The sequence below is a fragment of the Pinibacter aurantiacus genome (assembly GCF_019130065.1).
GTDB lineage: Bacteria > Bacteroidota > Bacteroidia > Chitinophagales > Chitinophagaceae > Pinibacter > Pinibacter aurantiacus.
In genome coordinates this window covers 26,447-48,977 of the sequence record NZ_JAHSPG010000013.1, presented here as the reverse complement: position 1 = coordinate 48,977, position 22,531 = coordinate 26,447, and the positions used below count along the sequence as shown (strand labels likewise).

Below are 22,531 nucleotides of genomic sequence, written 5' to 3'. Positions count from 1 at the left end.
GTTTTTACAAAATGAAAAAATCATTCATCATATTCTTCTCATCACTAACAATCATTGCCTGTAACAAGCAAATAGATGCCATCAAGCCGCTCACACAGATAGACGCGGAAGGAGAGCTGTCTTCAGTTGCAGGCATTGTAGAAGCAACTACAGGAAACTATTCACTGCTGCAAGGTTATTCCTTTATTACTCCTTACGATGCCCCCATGATAAACATTGGGGAAGGAAGAGGCAATAATGTAACGCTTCAGCAATTTGGCCCCCCCACTAAACAAACGGACGCCTTCTTTTTCCAGAACAGTAGCGGGCAGTCAACCGGGTATAGTTCTGATTTTTATCGAGGTTCCTACCAGGTGATTGTTGGCGCTAATTTAGTTCTGGAAGGCATTGCGAACATGGAGAAAAATGGATTTGCTTCTTTGCCGGCTGCCGATAAAAACAAGTTTCTATATGCTAAAGGAGAGAATCTTTTCCTACGCGGTTTTACATATTTTAACCTGATCAGGAACTATGGTAAACCATATTACCAGGACGCCGCTACAAGCACTGGCGTGCCGCTTAAAAAAACAAGCAGTGTAAAAGACAATCCACCACCATCCACCGTTAAAGAAACGTATGATTTTATCATTAGTGATTTGCAGCAGGCTGCACAATTAATGAAAGTGCCGGTTTCAAAATCAAATGCCTTTTCAAATACGGCTGCTGCATGGTCTCTTTTATCAAGAGTGTACTTGTATATGGGAGGAAGCGTTGCAAGTCCGGATGCTAATAGCAATCGCCTGGCTGTTACTTACTCAGACAGTGTAACCAACCAAACCGGTGGGAAATATGCGTTGCTACAAGGGCAAGACTATTACAAAATGTTTGGCGATGATTCTGACGGCAGCCTTGGCAAAACAAATTTTTCTGGTAACAAAGAAATCATGTTCGCACATGATAATGCTACCGGAAGCAGTGCAGGCAGCTACATTGGAATGATCTTTAACACTGATGTCATCAATGGATCAACTGCTACTTATATTCCTTCTTCTGATTTTAAATCGTTAATCGTTGCCAATGATATCAGAGGGTCATTTCTAAAGAAGAATGAAAACACAGGTTATGTTGAATCAACCAAGTACCTGAGCGTAACCTATCAAACCATTACTTATGCACCGCAGATATATTTCAGGCTGGGAGAGGTTTATCTCAACCGTGCAGAAGCCAATGCGAAACTTGGTAATTATGCAGCAGCAAAAGATGACCTCAAAGCCATTCACACGCGAGCCGGCTTACCTGCCTCGGATATTGATAATGTTTCCAATCAAAATTTGCTTGCAGCGATATTAAAAGAAAGACGCATAGAGCTGGCCTTTGAAGGACATGCCAGCTATGACTATTTTCGCAATGGGCTGCCAATGACGAGAACCGCTGCAGATAACAATGGACAGGCAGTTACTATTCAGCCGGATGATCCAAAAGTTGTATTTACCATCCCTAATTTTTAAGTGTATTCGATGGAGCGATCAGGAAATGATCACTGTAATAAACATTCACGCCAAAGTATTAATTCAAAACTGAGTTGAGTTTTTAACTAACAAAAAACAGCATTATTATGAAATATGTAAAGGGTAAAATTGCCCTACTCGCAGTGCTATGTCTACTGGGAAACAAACTTTTTGCACAAGACGTAGCCATTAGATTAGGTGATAAAGCACCTGCATTAAAGTATAGTAAATGGTTAAAAGGAACGCCGATTAAGGAGTACCAGAAAGGTCGTTTGTATTTGTTTGAGTTCTGGGCAACCTGGTGCGGACCTTGCATTGGATCAATGCCTCACTTATCTGAGTTGTCTAAAAAATACAAAAATGAAATCACCATTGTAGGAGTAAACATCTGGGAAGGTTCACATGGCGATACCTCAAAACCTTATAGCTCTTATTTGCCTAAAGTATCAAAGTTTGTTAACCAAATGGGTGATAAGCTTGCTTACAACGTTGTGATGGACAATGATGCGCAATTCATGGGCAATAAATGGATGAAAGCCGCGGGACAAAGTGGTATTCCATGCACATTCGTCGTGAGGGATGGTCAGATACTTTGGATCGGACATCCTATCCAACTCGACTCATTAATCCAGGTTATTCTTAAAGGGCAATATGATGTAGCGACAGCAAAGAAAAACTTTGAGAAGAAAGAAGCCGAGTCAGATTCAGCAATGGCCCCATTTACAGCGCTCTACGCAGCGTACGAAAAGGCAGTTAAAGACGGCCAATATGATAAAGCAATAAAACTGTGCGATTCTGGGATCACGTCTATGCCCAACGTTGCAGGTACATTCGGATTCTTTAAATTTCAGACACTACTCGATCATTTCCGCGAAGATTCAGCACTGGCATTTGCGAAAAGATGGCAAAGCACAAAACCCGGCTATGTGGGTTCGACTGCCGCCGTTATTTCAAGAAAGGAGGGATTATCGAAAGATTCTTATTTGTATGCCATTGATTTGAGTAAACAGCTCATGGCTGAAAATGCCAATATGCCTCCATCTATTTGCTACAACGAAATGGCAGGTGCCTATGCGCACATGGGCGATTACAAAACCGCAGTAGAAACACAACAGCTGGCCATCGACAGTGCAAAGCAATCTTTAAAAGAAGGAAAATTTGCAGGCTTTATTCTTCAGTCAACTGTGGATGAATATGAAAAAACATTAGCCAACTACAAGAAGAATTTGAAATAGTCTCCCGTAGATTCTTTTCTCTCTTTAGGTATACGGAAGGGCAGGGGAAACCTTGCCTTTCTTTTTTGATGCAAGAACTGGAGCGCTATGGAAAAATCATTGAAACTACTGTGTCTCTTTCTTTTGTTTGTAGTAATGAATGGAACGTTGTACGCACAAACTATTGTGTAGTATCCGATCACTCCAAGACTGAGCTATGCAGGCGGTCTCAAAGAAGATTAGGGCATACAACAAATGGAGGATATTGACCCTCTCAACAAGAAATAAGTCGTTTAAAATATTCAAAAGTATAGAATGCGATATCTGTGTGTCCGGTGAGCTGCACTGTGACGAGGATATTTCTTTAGTGATCCTGAAATAGCAATGCGCAGGATTGAAGACGAAGGGCTAAAGTTCGATGTTGTCTTTGTTGATTTGAACATGCCAAAGATGAATGGTTTTCAATTCCTTGAAATGGCAAAGAATATCGACTCTCTTAGTCGAACACCCATTTATGTATTGACCAACGTCTCTAGTCCGGAAATAAATAAAAAGGCGGCAGAACTAGGCGCGGCGCAATTAATAACTAAATTTTCCTCTATCGAACCGTTGATGAAATTGTTATCAAATTTTGTTTAAGTCGTCGCTTTGAAAGACGATTTCACAGTTAGGTGTGTAGAAGGAGAGACTGCACTTGTGATTTTGCACAACTCTTTTTTTGCGGTTTTTTATCAATATATTTTGTGCCATTGACAATAAACTATCAAAAGAAAACACCGCTTGAAAAAGCGGTGTTCCTGTGCAATGCCAGCATCAATACCATTGTTTGTTAGTAGTCCAACCCTGCGGCGGCCATGGCTGGTTGAGATTCTTTTTTTGGTTTGTCCGCCACCACGCATTCGGTGGTGAGTAACATACCAGCAATGGAAGCTGCATTTTCAATCGCAATGCGTGCTACTTTGGTAGGATCGATTACTCCTGCTTCCAGCAATGGTTCATATTGTTCAGTCCGGGCGTTGTAGCCGAAGTCGGCATCGCCGTCTTTCACTTTTTGAACAACAATACTGCCCTCAAGCCCGCTATTGGCCACGATCTGCCTGAGTGGCTCTTCCAGGGCTCGTCTAACGATAGCTATCCCCGTATTTTCGTCTTCACTCGTGCCCTTGATATTTTCCAATGTCTCGGCAGCCCTGATAAAGGCAATGCCACCACCCGGTATAATGCCTTCTTCAACTGCCGCCCGCGTCGCATGCAATGCATCATCCACCCGATCCTTTTTTTCTTTCATTTCTACCTCGGTTGCGGCGCCAACATAAAGAACAGCAACGCCACCGCTTAACTTGGCCAAACGCTCCTGTAATTTTTCTTTATCGTAGTCGGATGTGGTGTTTTCTATTTGTGCTTTGATCTGGCTGATGCGGGCGGCGATATTTTCCTTTTGCCCATGGCCCCCAACAATAGTCGTATTGTCCTTATCAATCACTATTGATTCAGCAGAGCCAAGATGAGTAAGATCGCAGTTGTCTAGTTTGTAGCCCTGCTCCTCGCTGATTACAGTGGCACCGGTAAGGACGGCAATATCCTGCAGCATTTCCTTGCGCCTGTCGCCAAAACCGGGCGCTTTCACGGCTGCTACTTTCAAAACGCCGCGAATTTTGTTAACGACCAGTGTAGCCAGCGCTTCGCCATCCAGGTCTTCCGAAATTATAAGCAGTGGACGCCCGCTTTGTGCCGTTTTTTCCAATACACCCAGCATATCTTTCATAGAAGATATTTTCTTATCGCAGAGCAGGATGTAAGGACGCTCAAGTTCTGCCTGCATTTTGTCTGTATTGGTAACAAAATAAGGCGAGATATAGCCGCGGTCAAACTGCATACCTTCCACTACGTCCACGGTAGTGTCGGTTCCCTTAGCTTCCTCCACGGTGATCACCCCTTCTTTACCCACTTTATTAAATGCTTCAGCAATCAGTTTGCCTATTGCATCATCATTATTTGCTGAGATGGTTGCTACCTGCCTGATCTTATCACTGTTGTTTCCAACTGTTTGAGAATGATGCTGTAAATGTTGCACAACGCTGCTAACTGCTTTGTCGATCCCTCTTTTAAGATCCATCGGGTTTGCGCCTGCTGCAACATTTTTTAATCCTTCATTAATAATAGCCTGCGCAAGTACAGTGGCTGTTGTAGTCCCATCCCCCGCGATGTCCGCTGTTTTGGAGGCTACTTGTTTTACCATTTGGGCGCCCATATTTTCAACTGGGTCTTCCAGCTCAATTTCCTTGGCAACACTTACGCCGTCTTTTGTGACAGATGGAGCGCCAAATTTTTTTTCTATGACTACATTGCGGCCCTTCGGTCCTAAGGTGACTTTTACAGCATTGGCTAAAACGTCCACGCCTTTTTTCATTTTGTTGCGTGCATCAAGTTCGAAGAAAAGTTGTTTTGACATACATTTACTTTTTGCAGTTTAACAATAAATAAAAATCGATTACAATAAGGTGGCTAGCTTAATACGGCGAGGATATCAGTCTCGCGCATGATGAGTAATTCCTGGCCATCAATCTGAATTTCGGTACCCGCATATTTTCCATATAGAACGGTATCTCCCTGCTTTACCGTAACGGGTTCATCTTTCTTGCCCGGTCCGGCGGCAACAACGATACCTTGCTGCGGTTTTTCTTTAGCGGTGTCTGGGATGATAATTCCTCCTGCAGTCTTTTGCTCTGCGGGTGCAGGCTTAATAATTACACGGTCGTGTAGTGGAGTAGCAGAAACATTGTTTGTCATAATAAATGATTTTGGTGATTAAACAAATTCATTGATATGCATTGCAATTCTCTGGCAATGATCAGCAAGCTTTTTTACAAGTGTTGTGCCAATGGTAAATAATGTAAATTTTGACATCTCATTTTGTCACTGGAAGTGAAGATTTGACATTTGTAGCCTGCATTATTTACACTTGAAAATTTTCATTTTGTGGAATAAAAAAACCTTACAGGCGAGGGCTTCGCGTGTAAGGTTTGAATGGACAGGTCGTATTGGTTTAACTTCTTATTTCCCTACGCATAAAAAGATAATAGCATAGTGCAAAACATGCCACTGTTGCGGCTAATAGGCCACTTAACTGCGGCCAGACGATCATCAGGCTTTCTTTAAATGGCAAGGGGGCCGGCACCGCACCAGCCATCTGTTCCATGGTAATGGGCCCGAGGCTTCGAACGGAAGGCATTAGCAATGTGGTGGTGGCATCTGTATAGAGCTGGTTGGGCGCTATGCGCAGGATATTTAAAATTATATCATTATAAGAAATAATCTCAGCCTGATTAAGCAAGTTCGGATCAGGCAAGAAAGCACGTACGATGAGATTCACTACCATTTGGTAAAAAACAGTAAAAAATATCCATACACCAATAGCCGTTAAGGCAGAGGTTGCTGCCTGCCTGAACCTGACAGACATCAAAATGGCAAGGCTTAGCCAAAAACCAACATATAGAATTGTTATTGCACCAAAGGCAAGTATTCGCACCAACTCTTGTGGTTCGATCCGCACCCCTGTCAAAAGAAGTCCTCCGCCCATCATCAATAAGACGAGGGTGATAAACAAGGTGCTCACTACCACTAAGCCACCGACGAATTTTGCCAACAACAGGTTGTCACGATACACAGGCTGCGCCAGTATTCTTGTAAGTGTCCCACTGTTTTGTTCGCTGTTAATGGCATCGAATCCCAGGGCAATTCCCAGCAGCGGACCTAAAAAGCTCAGAAACACATGAAAAGGAGGGATGGTGTTATCTGTGGTGGTCAACAGTTTCAGGTATAAAAAAACATGGTCCGGATCGTTTGTATTATTGATCGCTGCTCCAATGTTACTGAGTGATACATACATGGAAGCAATAAACGTAAGCGTGATCAGTACAATAAGTACCACGAAGCGCCAACTGCGTATATGATCCGCAATTTCCTTATTTACCATTACCTGAAATGGTGAGGTTGGAATGCGCATTTTGGGTTCGTTGACGGCAATTTTATTTTTTAAAGAAAGATCTTTGAAAAAAGCTAACTGACTTTTCATTGGTGATATTTTCAGTTGAATTGTTCTCAAAATATTGTTGATAGATATCGTCCAGTCCATATTCTTTTTTATGCACACTCATAATGTCGTAACCTTTTTGAACAAGAAAGCGCACAATGGCTGGTGTCATGTCTTGGAAGCAGGACACTTCTATGGCGTTGTTGTCAACGGCAACCTGTTTGATATTTCCTAATGCCTGCAATGCCATCTCGTGTTCCCACGGCTGTGCAAGTGATTCGCTGAGCGTGATGCGGGTCGTATATCCTTCTTTGTTAAAAAGGTTGCCGGATAACGTGTTAATATTCCCCTCGACCAGTAATTTCCCGGTCACAAAAATGCCGACACGATCACATACCTGTTGGACGTGATGTAAATGGTGAGACGACAGGAGTACGGTTAAGCCTTGTTGTTTGCTTAATTGTTTGATGAGTATCAAAAAATCTTTCACGCCTGCAGGATCGATGCCAAGTGTTGGTTCATCCAAAATAATAACATCCGGGCGCTTGATCAGTACGTCGGCAAGCCCAAGTCGTTGTTTCATCCCCCTTGAATAGGCGGATGTTTTTTTATGCATATCATTTTCAAGACCCACTTGCTTCATGGTTGCTATGGCACGGGAACTTATTTCATCTTCGGGCATGCCATTTAATTTTGCTATGTACATTAGATTTTCCAGGGCCGTCATATTATCGTAGAACCCTACACTGTCTGGCATGTATCCGACTTTTCTTTTAACGGCAATAGGATTGCTGGTGGAGTCGTAGCCGCAAACCTGCACGGTACCTGACGTTGGATCCGTGAGTCCAAGCATCATCAGTATGGTAGTTGTCTTGCCCGCTCCATTGGGTCCCAATAGTCCAAATATTTCTCCTTTGTTGATGGTGAGGTCGAGCTGATCAACCGCTTTAAAAGTTCCATAGCATTTGGAGAGTCCCTTCAATTGTATGATAGGATCGTTCATCGCTGGTTTTGTTTTGATCTGGTGGTATGGAAAACTGAAAGAGAGGCCTGCGTATTGCAGACCTCAGTTCATTATAAATTAGTTGTCCGGGCACTGCTGCTATTATCTTCTTCCGTATTTACGAATGAGATAATAGACGAGCCCGATGGCCAGCAATATTACAAGTATGCCGATCCAACCTGAAAGCAAGGAGGTTTTTACAATGATTCTGAATGCTGCTTGCGCATTGGTGTTTGCATTCCTTATGGTAAACGTGGATGCATAATCCCCGGCAATGGTTTTATCCGGCACATTTAGCCTAGCGATGATGTCGACTGATTTTCCCGGCTCGAGTTGTTGGATCTTCGCCGGTTCAAAACTGCATTCCCATTTGGGAGGAAGTTGGGAGGAGAGTTCTATATCATTGAGCACAAGTGTTCCGGAATTTTTTGCCACCAGGTGAATTTCTTCGTGGCTGCCCGACGTAACTTCTTCGCTTAGTCTGCCGGTTGTCGTGGTTAACTCGAGCCCATACGACCCTTTTACTACCGCTTCAATTTCAAGTAGTAAAGTATCTGTGCCAGAGACGGCTTTTACCGGGATCTTATATTTGCCTGGCTTTGCGTTAACGGCAGCATTGATCTCAATGGAAATATCCTGCGATTTGGCAGCATCAAGATTAAGCGATGTAATGCGGTTGCCATCCACTTTGTAAGCGACCATCCAACCATCAGGCATAGTGGCTGTCAATTCATACACAACAGTTTTGGCTGAGCCATTGTGCAAGGTCGCATTGTACCGGAATGTTTCATTGGTGGCTGCTTCAATGTTCATGAGTCTTACCGTGAAGCTGGATTTTCCATTTGGCAGAGCCGGTGGCTGCTGGGCTGTCAGGGCATGACAAGACGAGAAGAAGAGAAAAAATAAAACTACAAAAAACTGCAATGGGCGCGAAGGGCGCAATCGGGTAAATAAGGATACTGTTAACATAATCTAACACTAAAATTGGTTAAAATGATAGTTCAAAAAATGTTTATTAAATGCTTTTATCGTTACGTTTGATGAGGAGCGAAAATATAAAAGGAGAATAAATTTTGGTACACGTTAAAAAAAAATTAACAAAATTCCCCGCATCAAATTAGATCGAACGAATGAAGGAGGTAAAAATATTGTTTGATGAATTCGCGTGTCCGTTGAAAGAGCAGTAAAAGAATTTTTGACAGCCCCAGGATATCCGCAATCCAAAATTATTTGATGTTCAATGGTAACATAAAAATCAGCCTCAGTTGCAGTGATGGACTGAAAAATTTTCCTGTCAAAAAATCATTTTTTACCCTTGGCATTCCGGTTGCTTATGGCATTTTTAAAAAGGAGGAATTATGAACAACATTATTAAAAAAGAAAACGGCCGCGTGCCAGCCTTTGGAAGTATTGTCGATCAAATCTTCCAAAACAATCTGAGTCGTTTTTTTGACGACTCGTCTTTGATGAATGAAAGTTCCCGTATTCAAGTGCCTGCTAATATCCGCGAGACCGCGACCGGCTATGAATTGCATCTGATTGCACCCGGGCTCAGGAAAGAAGATTTTAAGCTGCAGCTGAATAAGGATGTGCTAACTATTTCCTATGAGCATGTGGAAGCGGACGAACAACAGGAGGATGCATGGATTCGCCGTGAATACAGGCAGCAAACCTTTTCAAGAAGCTTTAACCTGAATGAGGCGGTGGATAGCACCAGGATTACTGCAAGTTATAAGGACGGTATATTGCAGGTAGTCCTGCCAAAAAAAGAAGGTAGTAAAAATGTGTCGCAAGTCATCCAGGTGCAGTAAGCGTTGCAGAATCCATCATGTAAAAAGGGCGGAAGAAAGCCTTCCGTCCTTTTATCCTATTTAAATCACGAACAACAAGTGAAAGTTATGAGAACCGGATTTTATATCATCATCAATGTCAAAACCTGCGACGACGTCGAGTCTTTCGGTACATTGGAAATAGGTAAGGACCGGACCTTTGCCCGCCATTTGTTCGGGTTACTTAAAGGACGCCCTGTCAATTCGAATGAAGGCCTTATTCATCTTGACTTAATGGAAACAAAGGATGGATTGCCAATGAACCTGGAAGTGCTATATTGCACACTTTCAGAGCTTGGGGAAAATGTGCAAATAGTAACGAAGGAAATGTTTAAGTATATAACGTTGAAGGATATGCGAATATAAAAATTAAGCCGAAGAATTTTGCTGGCTTTCTTATTGCTGCCTCCAATAATAAGAAAGGACCCATCGTCGCAACCCGAGAGATTGTTATTTCAAAAAGAAATCAGTTTTCCTGAGGAGGATATTACAAACCCAATCTTTCCATGAGTTGTTTTTTATAGATAGCACCGATTGGTACCTCCTGGTGTGGAAGTTCAATCATGTTGCCTTTAATGGCGATTATTTTATCCAGGTTTATGATGTAGGATCTATGAACCCGGTGGAATAAGCGAACAGGTAATGTGTCTTCGAACATCTTGAGGTGCATACTTGCCAAAATCTTTTTTTCGTCCAGGTATACGGAGCAAAAATCTTTTTCGGCCTCTATATAATGAATATTGCTATGTTTTATCCGCAGCAGTTTCTCATTATGCTTTATAAATAAGTAATCAACAGTTTCCGCAGGTGCGTTTGTCTTTTTGCTTTCATTATATCTATCCTTCAACTTTTGCACAGCCTGGCAGAACCTTTCGAATGTGATCGGCTTGACCAGGTAATCAATGGCATTTAGTTCAAATCCTTCTACTGCGAAGTTGGGAAACGCGGTTGTGAATACAACCATTGGCGTTTTTTTTAGGGACCGCATAAAGTCAATTCCCGTGATCGTAGGCATCTGAATATCCAAAAATATAATATCGACGGAATGGGCATACATGCTTTCGTAAGCTTCTGTGGCGTTTTTGCAGCTATTTACTAGTACCAATTCTGGCAACCGGGCAAGATAATTCTCAAGAATACTGCGTGCGATTGGCTCGTCGTCAACAATCAGGCAATTCATTTTATTCATATTTCGATACTTAAATTTACCAGATATATCTCGTCATTTACATGAACTGCATACTCATATTTGTCGTGGTAATACAGCTCCATTCGTTTTCTGAAATTATTAAGTCCGATACCGCTCGCTTGTGAAGACAACCGGTTTGAATCGATGGAATTTTCCATTTTGCATCGTAACCTGCCATTTGCTATTTCCAAAAAAATACTGATAAATGAATCTTTATTGTCGCCACTGAACTTAAAAGTATTCTCGATCAACGGCATCAACAAGAGTGGCGCGATAGCGTAACCATTGTGATCCATGGTATATTGAAACCGAATACTCGTTTCATTGAGCCTGACTTTTTCCAGTTCAATATAGTCCTGTATCATCTGTATTTCCCGGGTGAGTGGCATGATATCCTCGTTGGAGTCATATAATGTATATCTGAGTAATTCGGAGAGCCGCGCAACAAGCGCAGCAGACTGTTCTTTTTCTCCATTTATGATTAGTCCATAAATATTGTTCATGGTATTGAAGAGAAAATGAGGATTGAGTTGTGCTTTCAGAAAATTAAACTCAAGTTCCAGGTTGTCCCGTGCCATTTGCACCGCCTTTAATTTTTCGCGATAAGATTGTAGCGCAAGTTTTAAACTCAATGGGATGCATAGCGCACAGGCTAAAAAAAGGGGTGTGCCCAGCGAGAAGAGCCGGGTGAAAACGATGTTGATCAATCCACGATGAAGGTAAGTGCCATACACCGCATTGTATTTATCCAGTGCCAATTGGCAGGCAGTACACTGTTTGATAAAGTGTAATTCCAGGAACGCGTCAATAGTAGTATAAGCTGTAAGGAGCCCAAGTATCAAAAACACACTTAAAAAGTAACGCTTCGGAATAATAAAACGTGGCGTGATCCAATACACTAAAATGTAATAAGCCGCAGCCAGTAGCAGCGTATTGAAGAAAGCTAAAGATATAAACGCAGCTGGGGGAAATCCCTCGTAAACATTGAACGAAATAACGGTGATATATAATCTCACCGCAAACAGCAATAACCAAAACAGCCCGTGCATGCTTCGGCGCAGGTGTGGTTGTCCATGTATCTTTTCAATCAGTGAAGGCAAAATCATACTATAAAAATGCATCTTAAAGTTGCTACCGCAAAAAATAACCAACGAAGAGTCCTCAGTGGGCAACCAAACTCACGATTTGAGCAACCAGAACTTCCTAATCGACATTGATTTTAGTTCGTTGCTTTTTTTTCTGCCTTGATAGAAAATTGTTGGAAGCCGGTCGATCTTAATTGTATCGCTCATTAAAAATGACTCACTTTGAAAAAAAACATGAAAAAAGTATGGAATGTATTACCGGCATGGCTTAAGGTATTCATCTATTTTATTGTACTCAGCATTGCTACTTTGATTGCGGGAGTAGTACCTATGCTCAATGATTTGACTTTCTTCTTTGTTATCAGTTTAGCCATGAGTTGGCTTTTTTTACGGGCAGAATGCCTTTCTCTGTCGACATTACGATGCTGGCCCAATAACAGGAAAAACTGGCGACAATTTTTTGCGGGCATCGGTATTGGTGCGTTAATGTTGATTTGTACAGCTATCATCACGTTTTCACTGTCTGGCGACGCATGGCATTTTAACCGGCATATCGATCCCTTATTCATTGTAATGGGTTTTTTGTTTAATCTTTGGTCGGCTTATGTCCAGGAATTTGTGTTTCGCGGCTATCCGTTCCAGGTATTACTGCGAAGCTACAAGCCATGGATAGCACAACTTATCATCGCAATACCATTTGGGTTAATGCATGTTCATAAAGCTATGAGCCCTTCGGATATCATAGTCACTATGCTGACTACCGGTATCGGTTCGCTGCTCTTTGGTCTGGCCTACCTGAAAACGAAGAGCCTGATGCTTCCCCTCGGCATACATTTGGGCTGGAACTTTTTACAATACCTTGTGCCCCGCACAGCAGGCGGTATCGATAAAGGGTTGATCATTGTTGCTGAAAGTAATATTGTTTACGGATTCAGTGTTGTAGTATTACCTTATTTTGTCATAATGATAATTGCATTTGCACTGTTATTCCAATGCTCGAAATATTGGTTATAAAGTGGTGATGAAAATAACTCTGTCGGGTTTGTTCAGCTTTGCCAGATGAAATATGATGAGTGCATGACTGACGTATTTCACATCTGAATTTTGGGTCATGCCTGTTCTGCTCTTTATCCGATATTATGGCGGCATAATAATTTAGGCTGCAATCAATTATTATTTATCCATAAAATAATTGTTATGCCAATCAAAAAGAAATCCCCCGATACAAGCAAGGTTGAAAATACCAAAACCCAAGACCTGGCGCGGGATATAGAGAGCAGCCAGAACGAGAACCTCAATACGAACCAGGGAGTAAAAATAAATGATGATCAAAATTCGCTCAAAGCCGGTAACAGGGGCGGAACATTGATGGAAGATTTTATTCTTCGTGAAAAGATCACGCATTTTGATCATGAGCGCATACCGGAAAGAGTGGTGCATGCTCGTGGCGCAGGAGCGCATGGGACGTTTCAATTGTATAAGTCACTGGCAAAATATACCAAGGCAAATTTTCTGACAGATACATCAATGGAGACGCCTGTATTTGTGCGGTTTTCCACGGTTGCGGGCTCCAGGGGATCTACTGATCTTGCACGTGATGTAAGAGGTTTTGCGGTGAAGTTCTATACGCAGGAAGGCAATTTTGATTTGGTGGGCAACAATATGCCGGTGTTTTTTATACAGGATGCGATTAAGTTTCCGGATCTTATTCACGCCGTGAAACCGGAACCTCACAATGAGATCCCGCAGGCTGCATCGGCGCACGATACCTTCTGGGATTTTATTTCGCTCATGCCGGAATCGGCACACATGATCATGTGGGTCATGAGTGACAGGGCCATTCCACGCAGTTTAAGGATGATGGAAGGGTTTGGTGTGCACACTTTCCGGTTGATCAATAAAAAGGGAGAATCCCACTTTGTAAAATTTCACTGGAAGCCGCTACTCGGCGTGCATTCCGTGGCCTGGGACGAGGCGCAAAATATTTCCGGTAAAGATCCTGATTTCCATCGTCGTGATTTATGGGAAGCGATAGAAAACGGCGCTTTCCCTGAATGGGAGTTGGGGGTGCAAATTATACCGGAAGCAGATGAGCACAAGTATCCATTTGATTTGCTTGATCCTACCAAACTAATTCCGGAAGAGATGGTGCCGGTACAACGTGTCGGAAAATTAACACTTAACAGGAACCCGGATAATTTTTTTGCAGAAACAGAACAAGTGGCCTTCCATATTGGTAACGTTGTTCCGGGTATTGACTTTACCAACGATCCTTTATTGCAGGGCCGCCTGTTTTCTTATACTGATACACAACTGATCAGGCTGGGCGGTCCCAACTTTCACGAGATACCCATTAACCGCCCGGTGGTGCCGGTTCACAATAACCAGCGCGATGGTTTTATGCGCCAACAGATCAATAGCGGAAGGACGAGTTATCATCCCAATTCACTCGGTGGTGGTTGTCCATTCCAGGCTGGAATGATGAAGGGCGGCTTTACTTCCTATGCGGAGAAAATTGACGCCAGCAAAGTAAGGGAAAGAAGCGAAAGCTTCCGCGATCATTTTAGCCAGGCCACTTTGTTTTATAACAGTCAATCGCAGCCTGAAAAAAATCACATTGTGAATGCGCTCTCATTTGAGCTTGGAAAGGTACAGACGGTAGCCATCAGGCAGCGTATGCTGGGCATATTATCGCTGATAGATAAGGACCTTGCCGGCCAAGTGGGATTCAAACTGGGACTTGCGGTGCCAAAGCCGGAAAGGCCCATTAATAAAAGCATCCCGGCTGATGCACCGGTGGAGCAATACGAATCGAAAATAGTAAAACCGCCTCTTGATAAATCCGCTGCATTGAGTATGGCGGGTACGGTAAAGGATACCATCAAAACAAGAACCATAGCAGTGCTCGCGGCGGACGGAGTAAATGATGTTACGCTCTACACTATGAAAAAAGCATTGTTGAACGAAGGTGCAATGGTTCATATCATCGCGCCACATTTAGGAAATATCACTGGTGCAACAAAAGAACAAATACCCGTTGATCAAAGTCTCTTAACGGCTGCATCCGTGTTATATGACGCCGTATATGTGCCGGGTGGAAAAGGAAGCGTGGCTTCTTTACAAAATGATGCCGATGCTATTCATTTTTTAAATGAGGCCTATAAACATTGCAAAGCCATTGCTGCAGATGCAGATGCGGGGGCGGTGTTAGAAAAAACTTATTTTGGTAAAAATTTAGCTGATAAAAAGGCAATGACGGATGGGGTACTAATGATGAGTGATATCAAAAAGCTAAGCAGGGAATTTATAAGTGCTATTGCATCGCACAGGTTTTGGGAAAGAGAAGCGGAGCGTAAGGTTCCTGCGTGAATATGATGTAACAGCAAAAGGTCGTTGTTTCCATAAATTAAAAGGATAGTAGAATGACATGGTTGAGGCAAAGTTTTATACTTTAACTCAACCATTTTTTTTATACAGCAAAAAATCACTGATTTAATTTAAGGTTGTCCCGCACCGCCTGACGAGCCATAGATTTGGCCAGTAGCATAACTTGCGTCACTTACAGCCAGCTGAACATATATTGATGCCAGCTCGGCCGGTTGTCCAGGTCTGCCCAGGGGTGTTTGTCCTCCAAATTGTTGGAGCTTTTGTTGGGTAGCACCACCCGATACTTGCAACGGTGTCCAGATAGGACCGGGCGCCACTCCGTTCACACGAATACCTTTTGGCGCTAGTTGCTTCGCCAGCGATTTGACATAGTTCATCGTCGCCGCTTTCGTTTGTGCGTAATCATATAAATCAGGAGATGGGTCATACGCTTGTTCGGAAGCAGTGGCCACAATGGTCGACCCCGGCTGCAAGTGCGGAAGTGCAGCTTTCAATATCCAGAAAGGTGCATAAATATTTGTCTTCATTGTCCAGTCAAATTGTTCTGTGCTGATGTCAAGGATAGACGCATGGGTTTGTTGCCTCGCGGCGTTACAAACAACAATATCCAACCCTCCCAGTCCTTCTACGGCGCTGGCCACTAGTCGCTGGCAAAATGATTCATCCCGCAGATCGCCAGGTATCGCAATACCTTTGCGTCCTTCGGCTTTGATCAAAGCAATGACTTCTTTACCATCTTCTTCTTCAGTGGGAAAATAATTGATGGCAACATCTGCCCCTTCTCTTGCATAAGCAATAGCAGCAGCTCTTCCCATGCCCGAATCTCCGCCGGTGATCAAAGCCTTGCGACCTAGAAGTCTTCCCGAACCTTTGTAGGTTTTTTCACCGTGATCCGGTCTTGGTTTCATATGACTGGCAAGGCCCGGCCAGGGTTGCGACTGGCTTTCAAAAGGAGGTTTGGGATATTTGGTGGTGGGATCTTCCAGTTCCGGGCTGCTTTCAAAAGAAGATGCTATATTGTTGGCGGAAGAAGATAGCGGCATGATGGCGGCAGAGGCGAGCCCAAGGCCCATGCCACCAATGATCTGGCGACGATGTAAAGTATTTTTTGACATAATGAAATTTTTAGGAATGTGGTAATAGGATTTTTTAATTTTCTGTTGACATGTTGCCATTGACTGTTTGTTGGCATTACAACAACCGCAGGAAAATACATGCCATACAAAAACACCTAACGAGCGTTCTACAATGCCTGTGGAGCACGCGCCAATTGTGCAACAGTTTACTCAATGCCATCCACATTTTTAACACATCGATCCAATAATGCTGACCAAATGGGAACAGGTTAGCCATCCGCTATAACCTGCTATGCGTACCAGTTTTACCGTTTTTATATTTTATGGAAAACACGATCATCAGCCCATTGATAATGACAGCAAAAACATTGGTACAGATTATAGGGTAATCTTTTTTTAGGACACCATACCATATCCAGCCACACAAGCCTGTTATTAGAATAAACAGCATGAAAAAAGAAATGTCATTCGCTTTCTTCTCTTTTAGGATCTTTAAAAGCTGTGGCACGAGGGATATACAAGTGCATATGCCGGCTATGATTCCAATATATTTCTCCATCAATTCTATTTTCCTAAATTCTTTTTTACATCCTCTTCAATATCTTTTTTCAACTCATGGATCTCTGCTGCTTCATCAATAGAATGCGACTGTTGTAAGTTCTCTTCGCTCTTGGTAAACTCGCTGAGTTTGGAATAATATTTCTGGATCACTTTTAACTCATCCTCGGTCATGTTTTCTACGTTCACCAAACGATTGCTGGCAAATTCATGCGCCGCCACGAGTTCATTTAATTTTAACTGGATCGCCAGTGAGTCTTTGTTCTGCGACTTTTGAATAAGGAACACCATTAGAAAGGTGATGATGGTAGTGCCTGTATTGATGACCAGCTGCCAGTTTTCTGAATAATGGAAAATGGGTCCGCAAATGGCCCAAACGATAACAATCAAAAAAGCGGCAATAAATGCTATCGTACTGCCGGCGGCTTTATTTACCTTATTGGCAAATTTTTCAAAGAAGCCTGAAGTGTTTTGTGTATTTATATTGTTTTTCATTACTTGTGATTTAATGTGATTATTGTGATGAGATCCATACTGAGACAGATCCTGGTGAAACATGAAACTCTCCCCATCCATTTTCATCGATTGTAACAGTGGCAGGATGTTGTTTAAGTAAGTCATTAAATGTTTTGCCTGCATGTTGTTTTCCTATTTCCATGTGTTTAAAACCTTCATCGCCGTTTGAAAGTAATATTGCGCAACCTGAATTTTCCACTTCACTAATTCCTTCTCGTGTCCAGCCGATACAATTGGCGTGATCAAAATAATCCCTCTGAAGGCCGTAAGCATATAATTTCCGGGCAAGAAGCAATTCATCGATATGGGGACACTTATCCAGGAAGATTTCGTGGTCATTACCATCATTCCCCTTGTCTACATAATGCGCGCCATACAGGTCCGGATGAAAAATGCAGGGATAGCCCGCTTCACGCAACAGAATGAGTGCATAGGCGAGGGGCTTGAACCATTTCTCTACAGGCGCTTCCAAGGCTTGCAAAGGTTGTGTGTCATGATTGTCTACGACGGTGACAGCCAGTGCCGGGTCTGCCTGTACCAGGCTATTGTCCAGTATTTTCCTCAGGTCAAAATTGTTTCCTTCGTTGGACGCATGATAAAAATTATGGTGGAGTGAGGCGTCAAATAAAGACATGCGTCTTTGCGTCGCATCAATATATTTCTGAAGAAGTGGCAGTTCGCCAGGTGCCCAATATTCACCTACCGCAAACAAGTCGTCTTTGATGGACCGCATATGATCCAGCCATTCATTGTAAAAAGCGGGTGTAATATGTTTAACGGCGTCCAGGCGCACGCCATCAAACCCGATCTCCTTCAAATACCATTCACCCCATCGTTTAAGTTCCTCCCTAACGCTTGAATTGCGAAACTCAACATCCGCAAACATCAGGAAATCATAATTTCCTTTTTCGCTATCAATCACTTCCTGCCAGCCGTCTCCGTACTCATTGGCGATACTAAAAATCGCTGTCTCTTCTTTATCTTTTGCATAATCCACGTCACTAAAGCACCGGAAGTCCCAGACAAATTGAGAGTACTGTCCCTGCCTGCCAGGGAACGTGAACTTGGTAAAAGCCTCGATCTCAAAAGCGTCGCTGATGAAATTGTTCCGGTTTTCGGGATCAACTTTTCTAACCGTCACTTTTTCGGTTTCATCTCCGCCTCCTCTATGGTTTAAAACAATATCCACATACACTTGAATGCCCGCTTTATGCAGTGATTCTACCGCTTCTTTATACTGCTGCTTCGTGCCGAACTTGGTTCTTACAGATCCCTTTTGATCAAATTCGCCCAGGTCATAAATATCATACACATCGTAGCCACTTGACATGCCGCCTTGCGTGCCCTTGTAGGCAGGTGGCAGCCAAACAGAATTCACTCCAAGGTTAGCCAGGTTTTGAGCATTCGTCTTTACATCTTCCCAAAGACTTCCATCTGCAGGATAGTACCAGCTGAAGTACTGAAACATTGTTCCATTCAACATAAAAGATCGTTTATTATTTGTAAAAGTGTAATAGTGCAACTAGTAGTTTACGTAATAATATTTTTATGCCATCGTGTGATTGAACTGCTAATTGTGCCAGAGTAGTACTGTTCGAAAGTTGAAGCTAAAAAAGGGCGAGGCGTTTCAGCATGGATAAAGTGGTCAGATTTATTTCACCAGGCGAAGCGTGAAAACTTTTGGTCTCTAACTCAACGATTTTTTTATACCACAAGAATTAATCATTTAGATTTAACGTTACCCACACTATTCAAAATAAAGATCGTCGGAAGTATCGGAAATCAGATTGCGTGATTTTAAATGGGCGCATATTTCTTTGGCAAGATTTCCATACTCCGCCAAAGAAAACGGTTTTATAAAATATGCAACTGCTCCTTCGCTAAAACATGCACGTATGTGATCGGCATTACTGGAACAACTCCAAATAATTTTGGGTATGTTACGAAGGTTTGGGTTATTTTTTAGAAGGGATAAAACTTCAGGGCCAGTTGTGGGAGGCATGTTATAATCCAGCACAATCAAGCTTGGATATTGAAGTGTCAAAGCGTGTAAAAGCTCATTGCTGTTGCGAAAGGTTTGGATAACGAGGTAAGGATTGTGGTTCATAATGGCCTCCTCCAATAGACTCAAGTCTTCCATATCGTCGTCGGCAATAAAAATGGTTGATGTTGTCGGAGTCGCCATTGGAAAGGTATTTAATCAGGTAAAAATACACGGTTCATTTGTGGTTTGTCATTTTTTTTTCTCCTGATGCTAAACGGTATTCAGGTAATAGGTGGTTATTATGGTTATTATTAACTAATTCTGTATGAGCGAGGGTTGCACAAGAAACGGCGCTTTGTCCAGACTTATATCGAACTTATTATAATTTGATTGTGACGAATAAGTAATGGCACAAACCTTTCAACATATAAATATGAAAAATCAAGCATTGCACTAAGCTTTCATTTTCATTAAACTAAATAAAATGAACCTTCACACAAACTATCCTTATTGGTTATTGAACAGCGGTATCATTAAGAGTTATCCTTCTTTGTTATCCAATGCTCATGCAGAGGTTATAGTGATGGGTGCAGGCATAAGCGGTGCGTTGTCTGCATGGCACTTATGCAATGCCGGATATAAGGTGGTCGTCCTTGAAAAAAGGCACGCCGGCATGGGCAGCACTGCTGCCAGCACGGCGTTGTTGCAATATGAAATTGATACGCCCTTGCATGAATTGATACCAAAGATTGGTCAAAAAAAAGCCGTTGCCAGTTACCTGCTTTGTATGGAAGCGATACATGAGTTGAAGAAAATTTGTACTGGATTAAAACAGGTAACAAGTTTTCAATACAAGCCCAGCCTGCAGTATGCTTCGTATAAAAAAGATGTTCAATCGCTCGAAACCGAGTATTTACTTCGCAAGCAGGCTGGAATAGATGTACGCCTGATAGGCCAATCGGAGATAGAATCGAAATTTGGTTTTACAAAAGACGCAGCTTTATTATCGGCAGTCGGTGCGGAAGTAGATGCATACGAGCTAACGCATGCGCTGCTGCATAACTGTATACATAAAGGTGCACAGGTGTATGATAATACAACCGTCGAAACAATTGATCATCAAAAAAGAGGCGTATCTGTGATCACCAGTGAAGGATATAAAATTACAGCACGTAAGCTTGTCATCGCATGCGGTTATGAATCAGAAAAATACTTACCCTTCCGAATCCAGGATGTACACACCACCTATGCGATGGTCAGTGAACCTCTGGACAAACAATATTTTTGGTACAAAAATGCACTGATCTGGGAAACAGCGCGACCATACCTGTACCTGCGAACAACAACAGATCATCGTATATTGATAGGAGGAAAGGATAGTGATTTTTCCGCGGGTACGCGCCGTGACGAGGTATTGCCTGCAAAAGCGAAAGCCTTGCAGAAAAGCTTTGCAGCCCTATTTCCCGGTATCCGGTTTAAACCAGATTTTGTGTGGGCCGGCTCATTTGCCGGTACAAAAGATGGACTACCGTATATCGGAAAAATTCCACAACGTTCACATACCTATTTTGCTTTAGGTTTTGGTGGAAATGGCATTACTTTTAGCTTGCTTGCCGCTCAACTTATTACTAGTATGATTGAAGGTAAATCAAATAAATACAAAGAAATATTTTCATTCGACCGGTAAGAGTTACAGAACGCTAAACCTGTTGCAATCAATTTGTTCGATGTTAGTTTCTCCATACAATGAAAATAACAAAGAATGGTAATTTAATACGGCATCTCCATTGCTGTGGCATGGTCTAATTTTTGAATTACATAAAGCGTAAAACAGCCTTTATTCTGGGATCGTGTTTTTTTTCATATCTTGATCTGAAGGTATTTTAAACAATTGTTCTTGTTTAAACACAAGGTTATGATAAACTACTATTTGGTAATGTATAAGGTTACGAATAACGGTAATCTTATAGAAGATGCAACATATTTTATTAAATCACCCGAAGTTTTGGACAGACCGCAAGTCAAAGAGGTTATTAAAAAGAAAGAAAACTATACCACAGAAAATATTGTAATTTCCAACTTAATAAAAATCGAGGAAGAAATGTTTAAGGGACTCGCCGAAAACAAAAATGATTGTTGTTTTAAAATAGTTTAGCTAATCGTCATAAGCTAACATGTGTAATATTTACAAATTTCAACTTAGTTGTATCAAATAAATTAAGATAAAGATTTTAGATCTTCCTCATAAAAAACTCCTGTTAACTATATAAATTTCGCATTCCGTCTATGGTAGATTATTTCTAGCTGTTTTCCTGGCGGGAACTTTGGCTCCCTTTTCCCTGGCTTCAGATAAACCGATAGCGATTGCCTGGGCGCGACTGGTTACTTTTTTACCGCTTCTGCCACTTTTAAGCGTGCCCTGTTTTTTTTCATGCATCACTTTCTCTACTTTTTCTCCAGCTTTTTTTGAATACTTAGCCATATTACTAGTTTTAGGTTAGTAAATATTTTGTCGACAGAAAAAATTATTCCATTGTGCCGTGTTCATTTTTGTGAACCGGCAGTTTGCAAACCTTCTTCAATTAGATCCCATGCTTTTTTAGAACCCGACCACCTGATGGGTCGAAATTCTCTTTGTTCACTCTTGTTGTAATCAATAAAAAAGTCTTCAATCTGGTTGATGAAGTTTTCATTCAGCTCCTTCATGCTGGTGATGCCTTTGAAAAGGATAGAAGCATTCGCGATAGCCACGATGCGATCGTTGCGAATTGGTTTCCCCCCTTTTTCAGTTTGTTCTGCTTCGAGGATACCTATTATCCTGCAATCAATCAGGCAGCCTGGAAAAGATGCTTCTTCCATTATTATAAGAACATCCAGCGGATCGCCGTCTTCCCCTTTTGTTCCGGGCACAAAGCCAAAATCAAAGGGAAACGTACTACCTAAAGGCAGGGTCTTTTTAAGCTTAAAAACTTTGTACTCAAAATCAAAATCGTATTTATGTTGAGAGCCCTTTGGCGTTTCAACAACTACCTTCAATAGGTTGTGTTCTTTATAGGGGATCTTGTCAATTTTCATAAGACCTTTACTTTTAAATGAATAAATACAGAGAGAGCTCTTTCGAGAAGTTTGATAATAAAAGGTTGGAAGGACGTCAAACGCCAGCTACTTTT

The 22,531-nt window shown here is 42.1% G+C and carries 22 protein-coding genes and 1 pseudogene; 9 read left to right on the top strand and 14 right to left on the bottom strand.

Annotated features, from left to right (window positions below; genetic code table 11):
* Positions 1 to 11 precede the first annotated feature (11 nt).
* From KTO63_RS16250 to KTO63_RS26550, 3 genes and pseudogenes are all read left to right on the top strand, one after another.
* Positions 12 to 1,487, top strand: coding sequence for a RagB/SusD family nutrient uptake outer membrane protein (locus tag KTO63_RS16250; RefSeq protein WP_217792443.1), 1,476 nt, complete (start codon positions 12 to 14; stop codon positions 1,485 to 1,487).
* A gap of 107 nt (positions 1,488 to 1,594) precedes the next feature.
* Positions 1,595 to 2,722: a TlpA family protein disulfide reductase gene (locus KTO63_RS16245; RefSeq protein WP_217792442.1), complete on the top strand. Its 1,128-nt coding sequence runs from the start codon at positions 1,595 to 1,597 to the stop codon at positions 2,720 to 2,722.
* A gap of 354 nt (positions 2,723 to 3,076) precedes the next feature.
* Positions 3,077 to 3,340: pseudogene (locus KTO63_RS26550) on the top strand (response regulator); the annotation flags it as partial.
* Positions 3,341 to 3,530: 190 nt separating this feature from the next.
* Here KTO63_RS26550 and groL read toward each other — a convergent pair.
* From groL to KTO63_RS16215, 5 genes are all read right to left on the bottom strand, one after another.
* On the bottom strand, positions 3,531 to 5,153 hold the full coding sequence (gene groL, locus KTO63_RS16235; protein WP_217792440.1) for a chaperonin GroEL: 1,623 nt from the start codon (positions 5,151 to 5,153) through the stop codon (positions 3,531 to 3,533).
* A gap of 53 nt (positions 5,154 to 5,206) precedes the next feature.
* Positions 5,207 to 5,491, bottom strand: coding sequence for a co-chaperone GroES (locus tag KTO63_RS16230; protein ID WP_217792439.1), 285 nt, complete (start codon positions 5,489 to 5,491; stop codon positions 5,207 to 5,209).
* Between the two features lie 256 nt (positions 5,492 to 5,747).
* The gene (locus tag KTO63_RS16225) at positions 5,748 to 6,776 is read right to left on the bottom strand and encodes an ABC transporter permease (RefSeq protein ID WP_217792438.1); all 1,029 of its coding nucleotides are present in this window, start codon (positions 6,774 to 6,776) and stop codon (positions 5,748 to 5,750) included.
* The gene (locus KTO63_RS16220; RefSeq protein ID WP_217792437.1) at positions 6,730 to 7,737 is read right to left on the bottom strand and encodes an ABC transporter ATP-binding protein; all 1,008 of its coding nucleotides are present in this window, start codon (positions 7,735 to 7,737) and stop codon (positions 6,730 to 6,732) included. The genes KTO63_RS16225 and KTO63_RS16220 overlap by 47 nt, the downstream gene beginning before the upstream one ends.
* A 102-nt stretch (positions 7,738 to 7,839) precedes the next feature.
* Positions 7,840 to 8,706 (bottom strand): COG1470 family protein, encoded by an 867-nt coding sequence (locus tag KTO63_RS16215; protein ID WP_217792436.1) that lies wholly within the window; start codon positions 8,704 to 8,706, stop codon positions 7,840 to 7,842.
* Positions 8,707 to 9,095: 389 nt separating this feature from the next.
* Here KTO63_RS16215 and KTO63_RS16210 point away from each other — a divergent pair, with 389 nt between their 5' ends.
* Positions 9,096 to 9,548 (top strand): Hsp20/alpha crystallin family protein, encoded by a 453-nt coding sequence (locus KTO63_RS16210; protein WP_217792435.1) that lies wholly within the window; start codon positions 9,096 to 9,098, stop codon positions 9,546 to 9,548.
* Between the two features lie 87 nt (positions 9,549 to 9,635).
* Positions 9,636 to 9,932: a hypothetical protein gene (locus tag KTO63_RS16205; protein ID WP_217792434.1), complete on the top strand. Its 297-nt coding sequence runs from the start codon at positions 9,636 to 9,638 to the stop codon at positions 9,930 to 9,932.
* Between the two features lie 121 nt (positions 9,933 to 10,053).
* On the opposite strand, the gene KTO63_RS16200 is transcribed toward KTO63_RS16205, so the two are convergent.
* Positions 10,054 to 10,755, bottom strand: a complete 702-nt coding sequence (locus KTO63_RS16200) for a LytR/AlgR family response regulator transcription factor (protein ID WP_217792433.1) — start codon at positions 10,753 to 10,755, stop codon at positions 10,054 to 10,056.
* Positions 10,752 to 11,876 (bottom strand): sensor histidine kinase, encoded by a 1,125-nt coding sequence (locus KTO63_RS16195; RefSeq protein ID WP_217792432.1) that lies wholly within the window; start codon positions 11,874 to 11,876, stop codon positions 10,752 to 10,754. The genes KTO63_RS16200 and KTO63_RS16195 overlap by 4 nt, the downstream gene beginning before the upstream one ends.
* A gap of 198 nt (positions 11,877 to 12,074) precedes the next feature.
* On the opposite strand from KTO63_RS16195, the gene KTO63_RS16190 reads away from it, so the two are divergent.
* Together KTO63_RS16190 and KTO63_RS16185 are read left to right on the top strand one after the other, a co-directional pair.
* Positions 12,075 to 12,854, top strand: a complete 780-nt coding sequence (locus tag KTO63_RS16190; protein ID WP_217792431.1) for a CPBP family intramembrane glutamic endopeptidase — start codon at positions 12,075 to 12,077, stop codon at positions 12,852 to 12,854.
* Between the two features lie 183 nt (positions 12,855 to 13,037).
* A complete protein-coding gene (locus tag KTO63_RS16185) occupies positions 13,038 to 15,209 on the top strand; it encodes a catalase (protein WP_217792430.1) in 2,172 nt (723 codons plus the stop codon).
* Between the two features lie 128 nt (positions 15,210 to 15,337).
* On the opposite strand, the gene KTO63_RS16180 is transcribed toward KTO63_RS16185, so the two are convergent.
* From KTO63_RS16180 to KTO63_RS16160, 5 genes are all read right to left on the bottom strand, one after another.
* A complete protein-coding gene (locus tag KTO63_RS16180; protein ID WP_317195777.1) occupies positions 15,338 to 16,342 on the bottom strand; it encodes an SDR family oxidoreductase in 1,005 nt (334 codons plus the stop codon).
* Between the two features lie 241 nt (positions 16,343 to 16,583).
* Entirely contained in the window at positions 16,584 to 16,862 is a 279-nt protein-coding gene (locus KTO63_RS16175; RefSeq protein ID WP_217792429.1) for a SemiSWEET family sugar transporter, read from the bottom strand.
* Positions 16,863 to 16,867: 5 nt separating this feature from the next.
* Entirely contained in the window at positions 16,868 to 17,356 is a 489-nt protein-coding gene (locus KTO63_RS16170; protein ID WP_217792428.1) for a low affinity iron permease family protein, read from the bottom strand.
* Between the two features lie 19 nt (positions 17,357 to 17,375).
* Positions 17,376 to 18,860 carry an alpha-amylase gene (locus KTO63_RS16165; RefSeq protein ID WP_232373212.1) on the bottom strand — a complete coding sequence of 495 codons (1,485 nt, stop codon included), beginning with the start codon at positions 18,858 to 18,860 and terminating at the stop codon, positions 17,376 to 17,378.
* A 264-nt stretch (positions 18,861 to 19,124) separates the two neighbouring features.
* Positions 19,125 to 19,562, bottom strand: coding sequence for a response regulator (locus KTO63_RS16160; protein WP_217792427.1), 438 nt, complete (start codon positions 19,560 to 19,562; stop codon positions 19,125 to 19,127).
* 283 nt (positions 19,563 to 19,845) lie between these two features.
* Between KTO63_RS16160 and KTO63_RS16155 the strand changes: the two genes are divergently transcribed.
* Positions 19,846 to 21,048: an NAD(P)/FAD-dependent oxidoreductase gene (locus KTO63_RS16155; RefSeq protein ID WP_217792425.1), complete on the top strand. Its 1,203-nt coding sequence runs from the start codon at positions 19,846 to 19,848 to the stop codon at positions 21,046 to 21,048.
* Between the two features lie 228 nt (positions 21,049 to 21,276).
* Positions 21,277 to 21,516 (top strand): hypothetical protein, encoded by a 240-nt coding sequence (locus tag KTO63_RS16150; RefSeq protein WP_217792424.1) that lies wholly within the window; start codon positions 21,277 to 21,279, stop codon positions 21,514 to 21,516.
* Positions 21,517 to 21,645: 129 nt separating this feature from the next.
* Here the strand turns inward: KTO63_RS16150 and KTO63_RS16145 are convergent, their stop codons facing one another.
* Together KTO63_RS16145 and KTO63_RS16140 are read right to left on the bottom strand one after the other, a co-directional pair.
* Positions 21,646 to 21,843, bottom strand: coding sequence for a DUF6496 domain-containing protein (locus KTO63_RS16145; protein ID WP_217792422.1), 198 nt, complete (start codon positions 21,841 to 21,843; stop codon positions 21,646 to 21,648).
* 62 nt (positions 21,844 to 21,905) lie between these two features.
* Positions 21,906 to 22,436: an inorganic diphosphatase gene (locus KTO63_RS16140; protein WP_217792421.1), complete on the bottom strand. Its 531-nt coding sequence runs from the start codon at positions 22,434 to 22,436 to the stop codon at positions 21,906 to 21,908.
* Positions 22,437 to 22,531: the final 95 nt, after the last annotated feature.